Here is a 15,695-nt window from a genome sequence, read left to right on the forward strand (position 1 = left end):
TCGTCAGTTGGGTAAGGAATGGCTCAGCGCAGCACCGGGGTTTCCCACAGGTTCAATGTGACGCCGATGCCTTTTTCGATGGCATTGCGATACACCACCGTGCCCCACGCCACGTCTTCGACCGGCATGCCGCCCACCGACATGATGATGATTTCTTCATCGTTGCGACGGCCCTGGGCATCGCCGGCGACGATCTTGCCGATATCTTCGAGCTCATCGGCCTGCATCTTGCCTTCGGCGATCATGTCCATGAACCGCACCCCAATCACCGGCACGCAGTGGTGCGCAGGCTTGGGCAATTCGTCGAACCAGGCTTCGTAAAGGCCGGTGTTGTCCAGCACCTTGCGCACCTCGACGCGTTCCATCCCCTCGTCCAGCGAGCAGGATGCCGGCATCGCCATGAAGCAACCCGGCTTGACCCATTCGCGCTTCACAATTGGGTAGTTTGAGGGATCGCCCACCTCACCGGAGCTACAATAAGTAACAAGGTCGGAATCACGGACCACCTCTTCGAGACTGTCGACCACTTTAATCGTGGTCACCTGCGGGTAGGTTTCCTTCACCCAGCCAAGAAAATCATTCAGGCTTTTCTCGCCACGGCCCTTGATCTTCAACGTGTCGATGTGCGGGCAAACGGCGATGAAAGCGGCGAGCGTGGTCTTGCCCATCACGCCCGGACCGAGCAGGCCGACCACTTTGGAGTCTTTGCGAGCCAGGTGGCGCGCGCCAACGCCGGGGATCGCACCGGTGCGATACGCCGACAACAGGTTGGCGGACATGTGTGCCAATGGGGCACCGGTGTCAGGGTCATTGAGGGTGAACATCAGGATCGAGCGTGGCAGGCCTTTGTCGCGGTTGGCGATATTGGAGCCGTACCATTTGACGCCCGCCGTGCAGAAGCTGCCGCCCAGATAGGCCGGCATCGCCATCATGCGGCGGTCAGCGGTCGGCTTGGGCATGTTCGGGAACGGCGAATCCTTCGGGAACATCAACATCGCGCCGTGTGAATCATTGTTCGGGCCGGCCATGCGGTAGTCGCCGCTATACAGCAGGCCGAACATCTCTTCCATGGTATTCACACAGGCGAGCATGTCGGTTACGCCAGCACGGATCATGTCCTGCTCGGACAAGTAGATGAAGTCTATTTTTGTAGTAGTGGACATTATTATTCTCGACTGAAAGGGATATCGCTGCGGTAGCCGCTGCTCCCACGCTATCGAGGTCGAGTATCAGGGCGCGGTTTTCGGCGGTATTGTAAATTTCGGACATCCAGGTTTGGCCCGCACGTAAGAGTTGGCGCGAAAAATGCGTGAATATTCCCGTATATATCCACTCGAAGGTCCGGTCATGGTCAACCTGTGCGCGCCGACGCTGCGGCACCACACCGCGTACGAACAACCCTGGTTCGTACTCAACTCGTCGCGGTATTCGGTAATGCCTTCCGCACACCCGGCGATTTCGCATTTCTATGCCTTCGATGTCGCGCACTCGGCCGACCTGCTGGCAGTGCCGGACGGCTGCGTGGACATCGTGTTCGACTGTGATGCCACGCGCCCCGGCGTGAGAATTTGTGGCACCCCGCTGGAGGCACAACGGGTCGAGCTGCTCCAGGGTCATCATTACTTCGGCGTGCGCTTCTCGCCGGGGGTGATTCCGGGCTTCATCACCGTATTGGCCGAGGACCTGACCGAACAGGAATGGGACCTGCTGGAGGTCTCTGCGTTTGCCCAGCGCATTTTCGAGAGCATCGTCCAGGCCCCGCAGTTGCAGGAGCAGATGAAGCTGTTCAACGACTATCTGAGCCCGCGCCTGATGGGCAGGACCTCAAAGTTGACGAGCATGGTCATTCAACAGGCGCTTGCCCATCGCGGCGACCTGCGCATCCAGCAACTTGAAGACCTCAGTGGCTACACCAGCCGCACCATTCATCGCCAGTTCAGCCAGGACACCGGCCTGTCGCCCAAGACCTTTTGCCGGATCATCCGCTGCCAGGCGGCCCTCGAAACCCTGAATACCCAGCACGATGTGTCGTTCTCGGAACTGGCCCTGGACCTGGGTTTTTCCGATCAGTCGCACTTCCTGCGCGACTTCAAGAAGCTGGTGAGTACAACGCCCTGCGATTACCAGCGCAAAATGCTGCAGAACGCCTATTCCGAGCGCATCTGCTTCGCCTGAGTCGCGGCTCCCTGCACGTCGGAAAAATCAATTATCGGTTGGAAAAGGACATCGGCAAGCGTGCGGAGCCAGGCCTGGCGTGATTCAGCGCGCGGCCCTGCGCGTTTCGGACGGCGATTCGCCAAACAGCTCTCGGTAATGCGTCGCAAAATGGCTCAGGTGAAAAAAACCCATGGCCACGGCGATCTCACCGACGTTTTTCTCGCTCGTGGAGGTTGCGATCAGGCGTCGCCTGACCGCATTGAGGCGCAAGTTGCGCAAGTACTCAACCGGGCGCATGCCGGTCACTGCCTGAAAGCTGTTCTGCAGGGTCCTGCGACTGACGCGCAACTGCTCGCAGAGGTCCAGAATGCTCAACGGGGTATCGCCACTGGCAATGATCAATTCCTGGCTGCGTCTGACCAGATACGCGCTGACGGCGAAATTGCCACGCCGGCAACGTACTTCATCGCTGGCGTGACTGAACAGATCGAGGAATGCGCCGAGCAACTCGTCTTCCAGCATTTTTTCCGACGCGGGGTTGATTGCGTCCGCATGTTCCAGAAAGTGACGAAACAGCAGGTGGATGCGCTGGCGAATGCGCAACAGTAACGCTTCATCCACGCTAAGCGCAGGCACGCTGCTCATGCGCTTGAGTTGATCATTGGATAACTCGAAGGCCGCCAGTTTGGCGAAACGCACGGCATCGACGTTGAATGCGAAAAAATGCGTGCCTTCCGGTGCATGCAGAACGAACTCTTCGGAGTCCCGCAGCAGCACCACGCTTTGCGCACCCACCTGCTGCCCCTGGACCACCGGCGGGCTGCCCAATGACATGGCCGCGCACAAGCGGCCCTGGGGCGAGCGGCCATGCTGCACCACCCGCTTGTCCAACACTTCCTGGAAGATCTGAAAACGCTCACCGGACAGCTGCCGCAGCTCACTGGTCAGGCAGCCGCGACCGAGCTGGTCATAGACCTGTTGCCAGCCCTGGATCGAGCCGGCGTGCTGTTGAGAGTCATTGAAGGTTCGGACTTCTGCGAGCATATTCGTCGTTCCTCGGCGGCCGGGTTATTGTCGTTGGCCTGAAGGGGGATCAGTCATCCGTGACGTCAGTCGGCGTTTGCACCGGTGCAATGCCCGCCTGGAAAACCAAAGCCAGTTCCGTGCCAAGCATGTGCAGACGATAAGTTCCCGGCTGAATGTCCATCGGGGCCAATAGCGCGCCAGAGAGCACCACCTGCCCGGCTTCCACGCGATGACCATCGGCCAGCAAGCGCCGCACCAGCCAGCACAGGTTGAACAGGGGACTGTCTTCACGGTCCTGGGTATCGCCGCTGCCGAGAGACACGCCCGCATGCTCCAGGCGATAGCTCACGCAGGCATGCCGAGCACGCTCGAACGGCACGCGCGGCCCGACGCAGTAAAGCCCCGCGGCGGCGTTATCGGCCAGGAACGCACCCAGCCCGAAACGCCAGCCTTGCCAGCGGCAGTCGGCAATCTCGAACGCTGGCGCCACCTCGGCGATGGCCGCCAGAATATCCTCGTCACGGTAGTCGCCCGGCACCAGCGTGCGCCCGAAGACGAGCGCCAGTTCGACCTCGAGCTTGGGCTGGATCAGCCGCTCGAACGACACCGTACCGCCCGGCTCGACCTCCATGGCAGCCGTAAGGCCGCCATACACCGGTTCGTCGAGGCCAAAGCGTGCTTGCGCCGCGCGGCCTGCAAAGGCGACCTTCCAACCGCTCAACCGCTCGCCGCCTGCCTGGCGCCGTGCCAACCCCTGAAGCAGTAGCGTGTAGCCTTCCAGCCGGTCCAGCGCGTCGATCGGCAACGGTGCGATGGGCTGAGCGGTGCGCTCGGCTTCGTACAGTTGGCCGAGCAGCGCGTTGGCGCCGCTCATGAAAGTTGCTCCGCCAGCTTGCGCAGTACCCCATCCAGCCGTTCGGGGGTGGTAATCGCGGCGACAAACCGGTCTGGACGCACCACGACGATGCAGTCACGCACCCTGGAGAACCATTCGCCCAGGCGGTTATCCACGTCCTCCACGCTCACTGCGTCGGTGGCCGTCAACGGCTGGTTGCGCCCCACGCCGCTGCGCGAACGATTGACCTGGATGAAACGCGTGCCCCAGCGTGCCCAGTATTCAGCCATGGGTGCGCTGAGCTGCTCGCGCGGATTCACCCGATAACCCAGCACGGCATAGCCATTGCCGAGGACTTCGTCCAGGCGTCGACGCTGGCCCTGGGCGTCTTCGATATTCGGCTGGATGAACAGTTGCCCGACCAGATCATCTTCACGCAACTCGGCCCGCTCGTGATAGACCAGCCCCTTGGTGATGGTGGCCTTGGGTTTGAACTTGAACTCCAGCAAATGCGAGCGCAGGTTGTCGACGCTGTTGACCGCCTGGAACAGCCAGTCGCGCACGCCGGCCATCAGCGGGTTGGTCAAGCCGAGGACCGCGCCCATGTTGTCGGCCAGGGCCACCAGTTCGGTGGCGTGGCCACGGCGTTCCTGGTCGTAACTGGCCAGGATCGACGGCGCCGCGCGGCCCTGAATGATCGCGGCGAGTTTCCAGGCCACGTTGGCCACGTCGCGCAGGCCCGAATTGAGGCCTTGCCCAGCCCAGGGAGGGGAAATGTGCGCGGCATCGCCCACCAGCGCCACACGCCCTTCGACAAACCGCGCCGCGACCCGAGAATGGTGGGTATAGGCGCGAATGCGGATAACGTTGAGCTGGTCGACGGCGTCGCCGATATGACCGTGGATCAGCGTGCGAATAGTCGCCTCTTCGCACATTTTCGCTTCGTCTTCGCCCTCCATCAGCATGAATTCCCAGCGCCGTTGCTGGTAAGGCAGGTAGATGCACACGAAGGGTCGCTGCGGATCGGCATGCAGGGCGGTATAGGGCGCGTCCAGGGTGTCGTTGGCCGTATCGACCACCACCCATTTGCGTGGATGGGTCAGCCCCAGCAGTTCGATACCGAGTTTTTTGCGCACCGTGGAACGCCCGCCGTCGGCGCCGACCACGTAGTCGGCCTGGAGCTGGTAGATCTCGCCGCCGGCATCGCGCACCTGCAAGGTCACGCCCTGCCCGTCCTGCGCAAGTTCGAGCAGTTCATGGCCTTGGCGCAACTCGACGCTGGCGTGCTGCCCAAGGTGCTCGCGCAAGGTGCCTTCGAGCAGTTGCTGCATGAAAATATTGCGCATCGGCCAGCCGTAATGCGCGGCACTCGGCTTGACCTCGGCGAAACACACGCCGCGCGCATTGTAATAACGCAGCGGCACATCGCAAATCATGTCGCGTACCGCCAGTTCGGCGATGCCGATGCCCTGCAACACACGCAAGGCCTCATCGTCCATGCCCACCGCACGGGGATAAGGCAGTATGCCGTCGGCCAGTTCAAGGACGACGCAGTCGATACCGTACATTCCCATATAGTGCGCGGCCGTGATGCCGTTGGGGCCACCGCCCACGATGACAACCTGGGTCTTCTCCTGCTTCATCGCTATTCACCGCTTTCTTGTTGTGATTTTGATACAGCACCGCGCAAGCCTGCGCCTTTTTATCAGTGCAGCCCGTCAATGCCTTCTACATCCTCGGCCCGCAGGCCGCCCAGCCGCGCATGCAGACGACCGCGGGTGGCGAATGCCCAAATCACCACCACCTCATCCGCCGAGGGGCCGTCACCGAACATCAGGGAAAAACTATCGTAATGCGAACGCACGTACAGCGCGTCCTTATGAGCCAGGGGCACGTCGATGGTCGACCCGGGGCCACCGCGCTTGCCGGTGGACGGCACCCACGATTTGCCACCGCCCAGGGCGACGCGGACCGGGTCGGCGGCCGGGTTGGTCAGGAACGCGTTGCCGTGCTCGTACTCGCCCTCGCTGCCCACCAGGATAGCCTTGCCATAACTGACGATCTCACGGGAACCGGCCAATGCCTTGATGCGCCGGCCGAACTCTTCGCCCAACAGCGGCGACGGCTCGATCAATTGCGCGAGGTCCTCGCTGTAGCGCCCCGCATAGGGGTTGGCGATCACGGCAGCCACGGCATATTTGAACAACGGCTCGCCATCGGCCAGTTGGCCACTTTCGTTGGCCAGGGTTTCTTCGACGAAGCTGTACCATTTGCGGATGTGATAGGTGGCGAAGTTTGCGCTTTTCATCAGGTGTTCCTCTGCTCAAATGGGGTCAAGTGGGTCGAGCGTGAAGTTGCGGCTCGGCGCGCCGGCAGCCTTGAAGCGCGCCTTGCCGCGCGCATCGTCGTGCTCGGTCTCGAGAAAGAATTCCATGCGGTTGCAATCCGGGTCGTTGAAATACAGGCCGTTGCCGATTTCGTGATCGGTGATTTTCACCACCTCGACGCCCTTCTTCAGCAACATGCCGTAGAGCTGGCGCAAGGTGGTCATGTCTCCGGCGATTTCCAATCCGTAGTGCTGCAACCCCAGCCCGCCCTGGTGGGCGCCGGGCTCTGCACGAATCAACGCAATGTCATGATGTTTGGTGCCAAACGCCATCATCACCCAGCTCTCGCCGCGGGCGCTTTCGTGCATGCCCAGGATGTCGGCATACCAGCGCGCCGACACATCAGGATCACTCACCCATAGCGACAAGTGAGTGCGAAGGATTTCGACTTTCATCGCGCGATACCTCAGCTCTTTTTGACGATGGATTGATGCCCTGCCTTGATCTGTGCCACTGCGGGGGTCCAGAGCACATCAGCGATCTCACTGAACTCCCGCCATTGCTTCTGCCAGCCATCACCGCCGTTCTCGGAGGTGAAAAGGTGGCCGTACTTGGTGCCTGCAACGATCTGGCGAGGCTCGACCGGGTTGACCGCGATGGCCCACACGCAGGAATTGGGTTGTTGCGGCAGCGGCAACACTTCCCAACTGATGGCGGCATCACGGGAAACAAGGATCTTGCTGGTAGTGCCAGGCGTGCCGTCGGAAATGCTCAGGTACAGCGTGTCCTGTGTGCCTAGCGGCGCGTTCATGGCGCGGATGTAGTACAGGCCAAAAGCTTCCCGGCCGATAATCCCGGTCCAGGTCAGGCCTTCGTCCAGGCTGCGGTAGACCGCGTTGACGCACACCACCACGATGACTTTCTCGCCATGGTTGGGCAGTACCAGGATGTTGTGGATGTCCGAGTTAAAGTCCCACAGCAGGCGGTCATCGACTCGAGTCCAACTGTCACCACCGTCACGGGAGTGGAATAACCCACCTTCTTCCAGGCCGAACCACACCTGGTTGCGGTCGGTAGGGTCGTAGGCGAAGGCCAGCAAGCGTGGGCGACTGACGCCGTCACAGAACTCCGGTATCTGCACCGGCGCGCGATCCCAGCTCACGCCACCGTCCAGGGTACGCCACAGCACGGCGCGCGAAGGCGCACCGGTGCCGACGAAAATCCGCTGGGCATCCTGCGGGTCCACCGCTACCTTCCACACCGTCTCGCCGTTGAACGGGGAGTCGACCTGCTGCCAGCGCCCGCCCGTGTCATGGCTGACGCACAAGCCGATGTCAGTGCCGGCGTAGATCACTTCCGGCGTGCCGGGGTGCACGCTCAACGAGCGGGTGATCGCGTCGAACTCCAGGTCTTGCCCCAGGCCCAGACGATGCCAGGTCTTGCCATCGTCGGCGCTGCGAATCACCGCCTGGCCGACGGTGGCGACTAAAAGGGTTCCGTTACTCATCGCAGTTGCTCCTCAGATGAAGATGCCACGGGTCAGGCCGCCGTCGATGCCGATGGATTCACCGGTGACCGCGCCGGCCTTGGGGGACGCCAGGAAGCCGATCAGCCAGCCCATTTCAATCGGCGCCAGGGTCCGACGAATCGGGGTGGCGTCGATGTAGGCCTGCTCGACCTGTTCCGGGGTCTTGCCCTGCTTGATCCCTTCGCGCTCGTACAGCTCGCGGATGTGCGGGGTATCCACCACGCCAGGGTGGATCAGGTTGACCGTGATGCCGAACGCGCCCAACTGGTCGGACAGGGTCTTGGTCATGTGTGCAATGGCCAGGTTGCGCATGCCCGACAACACTTTGCTGCTGCGTCCGGTGAGGCCGCCGATATTGATGATGCGCCCGAAGCCAGCGGCCTTCATGTGCGGGGTTACGGCCTTGGCGCAACGGAAGTAGCCGATCACCTTGGTGTTGAGGTCCGACAGCAGTTCGTCGTCGCCGGCATGTTCGATGTCATTGCGCACCACGCCGGACGGCGCCGCAGCACCATTGACCAGGATGTCGATGCGGCCAAAGTGTGTGTGTGCGGCGGCGACCATTTCCGACACGGCCGACATCTCGTTGGTGTCACAGAACAGTGGCAGCACTTCGTTGCCGGTCTGCTCGCTGATCTCTTGCGCGGCTTGCTGCAGGAATTCCATACGCCGTGCACAGATCACCACCTTGCAGCCTTCCTGGGACAGAAAACGCGCAACTTCCTTGCCGATGCCCATGCCACCACCGGTGACGATTGCCACGCGGCCTTTCAATTCCAGATCCATAGCAGTTCCTCTTGTGATTGTTCGGTTCAGCCGAGATCGACAAACACACTTTTGGTCTCGGTGTAGGCATCGATAACGTTCTTGCCCATTTCCCGGCCCCAGCCGGATTGCTTGTAGCCGCCGAACGGCGAGGCCGCGTCGACGACATTCCAACAGTTGATCCACACCGAGCCGGCCTTGAGCTGCGCGGCCAGGCGGTGTGCCGAGCGCAGGTCACGGGTCCACAAGCCGGCGGCGAGGCCATACGGCGAATCGTTGGCGCGCAGCACCAGGTCATCGACTTCGGTCCAACTCATCACGGTCAGTACCGGGCCGAAGATCTCTTCGCGAGCCACGCAGGCACGCTCGGCGCGGTCCAGGAATACGCTGGGCTGAATGAAGTGACCGCGCTCCAGGTGCTCGGGGCGGCCGCCGCCGCACACCAGCTCGGCGCCCTCCTCCTGGCCCCGCTGCAGGTAGCCCTTGACCGTGCTCAACTGACGCCCGGACACCAGCGGGCCCATGCTGCTGGCCGGGTCCAGGCCGTTGCCGAGGACATGGGCGGCGGCATGGCGTTGCAGTTCTTCGAGTACCTGGTCGAGCACACTGGTGTGCACATACAGACGCGAGGCCGCGGTGCACACCTGGCCCTGGTTGTAGAAAATGCCATCCGCGGCGCCCTTGGCGGCGCGCACGATGTCGGCGTCGGGCAGGATGATGTTCGGCGACTTGCCGCCCAGCTCCAGCGAGACCTTCTTCATATTGCGCGTGGCTGCCTGGGCGATCAGCCGCCCGACCTGGGTCGAGCCGGTGAAGGCGATCTTGTCGACGTGCGGATGCTGCGCCAGCGGCGCGCCGGTTTCAGCGCCCAGGCCGGTGATCAGGTTGACCACGCCCGCCGGAAAGCCCGCGGCCTCGATCAGTTGCACCAGACGGATCGCCACCAGCGGTGTCTGTTCGGCAGGCTTGAGCACCGCCACACAACCGGTCGCCAGTGCCGGGCCGAGCTTCCACACGCACATGTTCAATGGGAAGTTCCACGGCACGATCAGTGCGCAGACGCCCACCGGCTCGCGCAGGGTGTAGTTGAGCATCGGCGCGCCACTGGCCGGCGATACGGGCAGTGTGCTGCCTTCGATCTTGGTCGGCCAGCCGGCGAAGTAGCGAATGATCGTCGCCGCGCTGGCCGCTTCGCCACGGGCGGTGGCGATGGGCTTGCCGTTTTCCAGGGTAATCAGTTGCGCCAGCTCTTCGCGGTGCTGGTCCAAGAGGTCGGCCAGGCGAAACAGCAACAGGCCGCGCTGGGCCGGCGACTGCAAGGCCCAGGCTCCGGTAAAGGCCGTGCGGGCGGCCGCGACGGCCGCGTCTACATCGCGCTCGTCGCTGCGCGCGACTTCCGTGAGCGTCTCTTCCGTGGCGGGGTTTTCCACCGCAAAGCCGCGGCCGCTGGCGGCGTCCTGCCAGGTACCGCCGATGAACAGGCGGCCGGGTTGAGACAGGAACGCCTGGACTGCGGGCAACACGTCAAACTGATTCATCATCGACTCCTTCACAGTGCCATTTCGATCAGGCAAGGCCCCGCGTCGGCGGCGGCATTGGCCAACGCCCGTTGCAGTTCGGCATTGGTGTGTACGGTGCAGGACGGCACGCCATACCCCTTGGCCAGGGCCTTCCAGTCGATGCGCGGACGGTCGAGCACGGTCAACTTGAGAGCCTGCGGGTCGAGTTCGGTCATGCCGAAACGGCGCAATTCGTTTTGCAGAATCGCGTAGCGGTGGTTGGCGGCAATCAGGATCACCACCGGCAATTGCTCGCGGGCGATGCTCCACAGCGTCTGGATGGTGTATTGGGCGCTGCCGTCGGATTGCAGGCAGAACACCCGGTTGCCACGTTCGGCCAGGGCCGCGCCGAACCCCACCGGAATGCCCTGGCCGATGGCGCCGCCGGTATTGGTCAATACACGGTGCCGCGCGGCACGAGCAGAAGCGGTGAAAAACGGATAGCCGCAGGTACCGCCTTCCACCGAGACAATGCAGTCGTCCGGCAGCGCGGCGGCCAACACTTGCCCCACCGACTGCGGGCTCAGTGCGGCCTCGCCAGGGGGCAACTGGATGTCCTGCGGCGTCGGTACATAGGCGGGCGCATTCAGCGCATCGGCCAGCGCGTTCAGCGCCCCGGCCACGTCGTCGCCCACTTCGGCCAGCGACAGCAGGCGCTCACGCTCGGCCAGCCGTGACGGGATACCTTCGTAACCGAAATAACTGATGGGCTCCGTGACACCGGCACACACGACCTTGTCGTACTGCTCGAGGATCTCGATGGCCACTTCCGGGAAATACGGCAGGCGATCCAGGTCGGGCAAGCCGCCACCCCGGTAGCTGAGGCGCGGGAAAGTCTCGGCAAACAGACGCACGCCGGGTAGCTGCGCCAGGCGTCCCGCGGCCTCCAGGCCGGCCACCGACAAACCTTGGTCACCGACGATGAACACCAGGCGCTGCCCATCGCGTAGCGCCTGGGCCACGGCTTCGATACGGTCGCCGGCAAAGCGCCGAACCGGTGCGCGCAACGGGCTGAACTGGCCGTTGTGGGTCACCGCATTGGCTTGCAGGTCCATGGGCAAAATCAGGCTGGCGATCTGGCCTTTGGCTTGCCAGGCAGAACGCATGGCTTCCTGCAGGTCGTCACCCACCCCCGACGCGGTACGCGAGGTGCGGACCCAGCCGGAAACGGTGCCGGCCAGGGCCTGGATGTCGCTGGCCAAAGGCGGGTCGTAATTGACGTGCCACGACGCGTGGTCGCCAATCACATTGACGATGGGCGTGTTGGCGCGCCGTGCGTTGTGCAGGTTGGCAATGCCATTGGCAAAGCCCGGGCCCAGGTGCGTCAGGGTCATCGCCGGCTTGCCGGCGATGCGGCCGTAACCGTCCGCCGCACCGGTGCACACCCCTTCGAACAACGACAGCACCGGCTTGAGGGCAGGTGCACTGGCCATGGCCGCCACCAGCGGAATCTCGGTGGTTCCCGGATTGGCGAAGCAGTATTCGATACCGCTTGCCGCTGCCGCATTCACTATCAGTTGCGCGCCATTCATTGCCAGCCCTCTCGCTTGAGCGTTTTCTTTGGTGAGATTTATCACACACAAAATCACATCAAACAAGTATTTATTTACTATAAATCTCTTATTTTGATATTTTTGAATAATTAATGACTTTATTGGGATAGAGTGATGACCTGTGGGAGCGGGCTTGCTCGCGATGACGGTAGATCAGTCAACCTTTCAGTGGCTGACACACCGCCATCGCGAGCAAGCCCGCTCCCACACTTGAGGTCCACATTGGATCTGGGCCGTTTTCGCTTATAGTGCTTACCCGCGTGCCATCCCCCTTCTCTAGGAACGAAATGAGCAGTCTGAGCAAATTGTTGGGTGTCCTGGACCTGTTCGGTCCACAGATGCTGAAGATCGACCCGGACACCATCGCCGAGCGCATGGGCCTGTCGCGCGCCACGGCGTATCGCTACGTCAAGGATCTGTGTGACGCCGGGCTGCTGACTCGCGTGGATGCCGGCAGCTACGGCCTGGGGCCACGCGTGATTGAGCTGGACTGGATGATGCGCCAGTACGACCCGATCCTTCTCGCCGGACGCGAATTGATGCACGAACTGTCGGCGCAGACCGGCCTCGCGGTGTTCGCCAGCGTTTTCTACGACGGACGCATTATCAACACCTACATCGCCGAACCGACCGATACCTATCACTTTTCCTTCGGGCGCGGGCACCCGTTGCCGTTTTTTCGCGGCGCGCAATCCAAGGTGTTGATCGCCTTTCAGAAAGGTCGGCGCCTGCAACGCCTGTTCGAAGAACATATGGCCGGCGATCCGGACAGCCCCTATGACTGGGCGAGCTTCGCCAAGGCCACGAAGAAGATTCGCAAGGATGGCTATTGCCTGACCCACGATGAACTCAACCTGGGCCTGACCGGCATCGCGGCGCCTATCATCCCCCCGGACATGGACGAGGTGGTGGGCAGCTTGTCCGCTGTCGGCAGTACCCAGAGCTTCAAGCTGCTACGCCAGGAAACCGTGATCGAAATGGTGATGGACACCACGCGGCGGATTGCCGAAAACATGCGCAATCAGCCGGGCACCGTTACGCCTTGAGGTTCTGGCGCGACGGCCGTGGTGGGTCAGAACGGTACGGCGATGGTCAGTTGGCTGTAGAGGTTGGTGCCGTTGCCGACGGCCTGGTTGCCGCCGCTGGTGGAGTCCCGTTTCGGCTGGTAGAGGCCGATCAGCGGCGTGATGATCAGATGCGGGTTGACGGCCCACTCGGCGTACACGTCCAGTTCCCGCGCACTGAGGTTCAGCGCGTGGCTTTTGCGCACCGTGTCGAAGTCGAAGTACAACGCGCCCAGGGTCAGGTTTTCCAGCGGCATGGCTTTGAGGCCCACATGCTGGATACGGGTGTTGCTGTTGAACGGCCCGGCATAGTTGCCGGCGACTTCGCCTTGCAGCCAGGTGCCGTAGCCTGTGCTCAAGCCGGTGAACAGCGAATCCCACTGCTGTGAGTAGCGGGCATAGCGATAGGTGACTTTCGGCGTCCAGGCGACATCGGCGAAGGTATAACCGGCTTCGCCATACCAGGCTTTCTCAGGCCCGCTGTCCTTGTCCTGCCAGGCATATTCGAACGCCAGGCTGACGTTCGGCAGGCCCGCATCGCCTTCACCGCGCACGCTGTAGACATTCATGCCCTTGCGCTGGCGCTGAAAGTCGCTGGCCCAGTGTTCGTTCACATCGATGCCATGCACCCAGGTCAACCCGAGGGTGCCGGCTGTGGTGGTGTAATCGAGGGTACCGGCGGCCACTTCGGTTTCAGCCTGGGCGCGGTTGTCGGACTTGAGCCACACCAGGCTGCCATGCAGGCCATCCTGGCCACCCAGGCGCAGGAGCGCGGTTTGATCGAAAGCATGCCGCGCCGCCAGGTAGTACGCACCGCCCCGGTTCAGCGCGCCATCGGCCGGGCCCTTGCCCAGGTTCGGCCCGTCGTCGTTGATCAGGAAGCCACTGCCGAGCTTGACCACCTGGCGCCCACCGGAAATATCCACACCGTCCTGGCCCAATGCCGGGAACAGGTCGCCGGAGCGCCACCCCAGGTAGGCGTCTTCGATTTTGGTGGTGCGTTCGGTACCGAGGGTATTGCCGGCCGGATCGCCGTCGCCCCAGGTGGCGGAGCTGACCAGGGCGAATGCACCGTAGGCGGTGCCGTTGCCCGCAAGGGACTGATCGCCGCTCAAGCCATACTTGATAAAGCCTTCGCGCCAGGTCGAACCGCCCGAAGTAGCGTCATAGTTCTTGCGGCTGTTGAACATACCGAATACGGCGGTCATGTCCGCGTTGAGATGGCGGCTCTCATCGCTGTACAGTTCATAGGCCTGAGCCTGGCTGATGGCGCAGAGCGTCAGGGTACACGCCAAGGTGCCGCTGAGAAATGAAGGGGATGGATACCGCATGATCGAAGCTCCTTGAGGTGCGCCTTTAAAGGCTGTCTTGGGTATTGGCAAAAGGGCCGCAGCGGGGCCTTATTGGGCTGCGCGCTTATTGACGAACAGCAACTGCTGGCCGGTGAACTCCAACAGCCCTTCGAGGCCGAACTCGACGCCGAAGCCGGACATCTTGCTGCCGCCGAACGGCGTGTTCGGTTGAATCCGGGCGTGGCAGTTGACCCAGGCCACGCCACTTTCCAGGCGGCAGGCCAAAGCCTGGGCCTGCTCGACGTCCGGGCCCCAAACCGAGCCACCCAGGCCCATGTCGCCGGCATTTGCGCGGCGCAGCACATCCTCGACATCGCTGTAAGCGATCAACGGCAATACGGGGCCGAATTGTTCCTCGTCAACCAGGCGCTGGCCATCGCTCACATCCGCGACCAACGTAGGCGGGTAAAAGAACCCAGGCCGGTCCAGGCGTGCGCCGCCGCATAAAACCCGTGCACCCTGGGCCCGTGCATCGACGACCAGGGCGTCAACCAGTTGCAGTTGATCGAGGTTCTGCACCGGGCCAAAGTTGACCCCAGGCTCCAGGCCATCACCGACCACCTGGCGCTCGGCAATCAGCGTCAGTGCATCGGCAAAGGCTTGGTACTGGGATTCGTGAATGTACAAACGCTTGAGGGCAGCGCAGGTCTGGCCCATGTTGAGGAAGGCTGCCTGGAAAATCTCTTCGGCCACCTCCTCCACCGGCGTATCGGGCAATACAATCGCGGCGTCGTTGCCGCCCAGTTCCAGGGTCAGGCGCTTGAGGTTGCTGGCGGCGCCGCGCATCACGCTCTGGCCGGTGGCGGTGGAACCGGTGAACACAATCTTCTGGATCCCCGAGTGCGAGGTGATCGCGCTGCCAAAACCCTGTTCGCCGGTCACGCAATTGATCACACCGTCGGGCACGTGACGTGCAATGATCTCCACCAGGCGCAAGGTACTCAACGGCGTCAGGCTCGATGGCTTGCTGATCACGCAGTTGCCAGCACGCAGCGCCGGCATGATGTGCCACACAGCAATCATGAAGGGCCAGTTCCAGGGTGTGATGGAGGCCACTACCCCCAGGGGCTTGCGGTGCAGTTCGATGCGCTGGGTCGGGGTTTCTTCCACAAGTTCAACGGGGATTTGTTGTTCAGCGGCATAGCGGGTCCAGGCGGCGGCGCCCATGACTTCGGAAAACGCCAGTGCCAGCGGTTTACCTTGCTCCAGCACGATCAACCGGGCCAGTTCACTGGCGTCCTGCTCGATCCCTTCGGCGATGGCCAGCAGACGCTCGCAACGCAGCACATGCGAGGTGTTGCGCCACTCCTTGAAGGCTGCCTGGGCGGCGGCTACCGCTTCGTCCAATTGGCTCAACGAGCCGGCCGGGCACTGCGCGAATGCGGCGCCGGTGGCTGGATTGATCACGTCAAACTGCCCGTTTTCACCGGCAACCTGAGCCCCGTTGATTAGCATCTTGTAATGGTGCATGTGGAATCTTCCTTTAATGCTGACGAGCCTTGCCGGACACCGGCAAGCAAACAGTTCGC

At 62.4% G+C, this 15,695-nt stretch carries 14 protein-coding genes; 2 read left to right on the forward strand and 12 right to left on the reverse strand.

The genetic code is table 11. From position 1 onward, the window contains the following. Positions 1-23 precede the first annotated feature (23 nt). Entirely contained in the window at positions 24-1,163 is a 1,140-nt protein-coding gene (locus tag AC6CIA_RS07430; RefSeq protein WP_498311302.1) for an ornithine cyclodeaminase family protein, read from the reverse strand. Positions 1,164-1,347: 184 nt separating this feature from the next. Here AC6CIA_RS07430 and AC6CIA_RS07435 point away from each other — a divergent pair, with 184 nt between their 5' ends. Next, complete coding sequence (locus tag AC6CIA_RS07435; RefSeq protein ID WP_498311509.1) at positions 1,348-2,175, forward strand: AraC family transcriptional regulator; 828 nt, start codon at positions 1,348-1,350, stop codon at positions 2,173-2,175. A gap of 84 nt (positions 2,176-2,259) precedes the next feature. On the opposite strand, the gene AC6CIA_RS07440 is transcribed toward AC6CIA_RS07435, so the two are convergent. The 9 genes from AC6CIA_RS07440 to AC6CIA_RS07480 all read right to left on the reverse strand — a co-directional run bounded on the left by AC6CIA_RS07440 (position 2,260) and on the right by AC6CIA_RS07480 (position 11,729). Beyond that, on the reverse strand, positions 2,260-3,201 hold the full coding sequence (locus tag AC6CIA_RS07440) for a helix-turn-helix domain-containing protein (RefSeq protein WP_498311303.1): 942 nt from the start codon (positions 3,199-3,201) through the stop codon (positions 2,260-2,262). A gap of 49 nt (positions 3,202-3,250) precedes the next feature. Continuing rightward, positions 3,251-4,057 (reverse strand): 2-keto-4-pentenoate hydratase, encoded by an 807-nt coding sequence (locus AC6CIA_RS07445; RefSeq protein ID WP_498311304.1) that lies wholly within the window; start codon positions 4,055-4,057, stop codon positions 3,251-3,253. Continuing rightward, positions 4,054-5,661, reverse strand: coding sequence for a bifunctional 3-(3-hydroxy-phenyl)propionate/3-hydroxycinnamic acid hydroxylase (locus AC6CIA_RS07450; RefSeq protein ID WP_498311305.1), 1,608 nt, complete (start codon positions 5,659-5,661; stop codon positions 4,054-4,056). The genes AC6CIA_RS07445 and AC6CIA_RS07450 overlap by 4 nt, the downstream gene beginning before the upstream one ends. Before the next feature lie 62 nt (positions 5,662-5,723). After that, positions 5,724-6,326 carry an amino acid synthesis family protein gene (locus AC6CIA_RS07455; protein ID WP_498311306.1) on the reverse strand — a complete coding sequence of 201 codons (603 nt, stop codon included), beginning with the start codon at positions 6,324-6,326 and terminating at the stop codon, positions 5,724-5,726. A gap of 15 nt (positions 6,327-6,341) precedes the next feature. Then, positions 6,342-6,800, reverse strand: coding sequence for a VOC family protein (locus AC6CIA_RS07460; protein WP_339529894.1), 459 nt, complete (start codon positions 6,798-6,800; stop codon positions 6,342-6,344). 11 nt (positions 6,801-6,811) lie between these two features. Beyond that, positions 6,812-7,852: a YCF48-related protein gene (locus AC6CIA_RS07465; protein ID WP_339529892.1), complete on the reverse strand. Its 1,041-nt coding sequence runs from the start codon at positions 7,850-7,852 to the stop codon at positions 6,812-6,814. A 12-nt stretch (positions 7,853-7,864) separates the two neighbouring features. Next, a complete protein-coding gene (locus tag AC6CIA_RS07470) occupies positions 7,865-8,659 on the reverse strand; it encodes an SDR family NAD(P)-dependent oxidoreductase (RefSeq protein ID WP_339529891.1) in 795 nt (264 codons plus the stop codon). A gap of 26 nt (positions 8,660-8,685) precedes the next feature. Further along, a complete protein-coding gene (locus tag AC6CIA_RS07475; RefSeq protein ID WP_498311307.1) occupies positions 8,686-10,176 on the reverse strand; it encodes an aldehyde dehydrogenase family protein in 1,491 nt (496 codons plus the stop codon). 11 nt (positions 10,177-10,187) lie between these two features. Beyond that, complete coding sequence (locus tag AC6CIA_RS07480; RefSeq protein WP_498311308.1) at positions 10,188-11,729, reverse strand: acetolactate synthase large subunit; 1,542 nt, start codon at positions 11,727-11,729, stop codon at positions 10,188-10,190. A 308-nt stretch (positions 11,730-12,037) separates the two neighbouring features. Between AC6CIA_RS07480 and AC6CIA_RS07485 the strand changes: the two genes are divergently transcribed. After that, positions 12,038-12,796: an IclR family transcriptional regulator gene (locus tag AC6CIA_RS07485; protein ID WP_498311309.1), complete on the forward strand. Its 759-nt coding sequence runs from the start codon at positions 12,038-12,040 to the stop codon at positions 12,794-12,796. Positions 12,797-12,822: 26 nt separating this feature from the next. Here AC6CIA_RS07485 and AC6CIA_RS07490 read toward each other — a convergent pair whose 3' ends face one another. Beyond that, positions 12,823-14,145, reverse strand: a complete 1,323-nt coding sequence (locus tag AC6CIA_RS07490) for an alginate export family protein (RefSeq protein ID WP_498311310.1) — start codon at positions 14,143-14,145, stop codon at positions 12,823-12,825. A gap of 69 nt (positions 14,146-14,214) precedes the next feature. Further along, positions 14,215-15,636 carry an aldehyde dehydrogenase family protein gene (locus AC6CIA_RS07495; RefSeq protein WP_498311311.1) on the reverse strand — a complete coding sequence of 474 codons (1,422 nt, stop codon included), beginning with the start codon at positions 15,634-15,636 and terminating at the stop codon, positions 14,215-14,217. Positions 15,637-15,695 lie beyond the last annotated feature (59 nt).

This window comes from Pseudomonas sp. GQ91 (assembly GCF_059758795.1).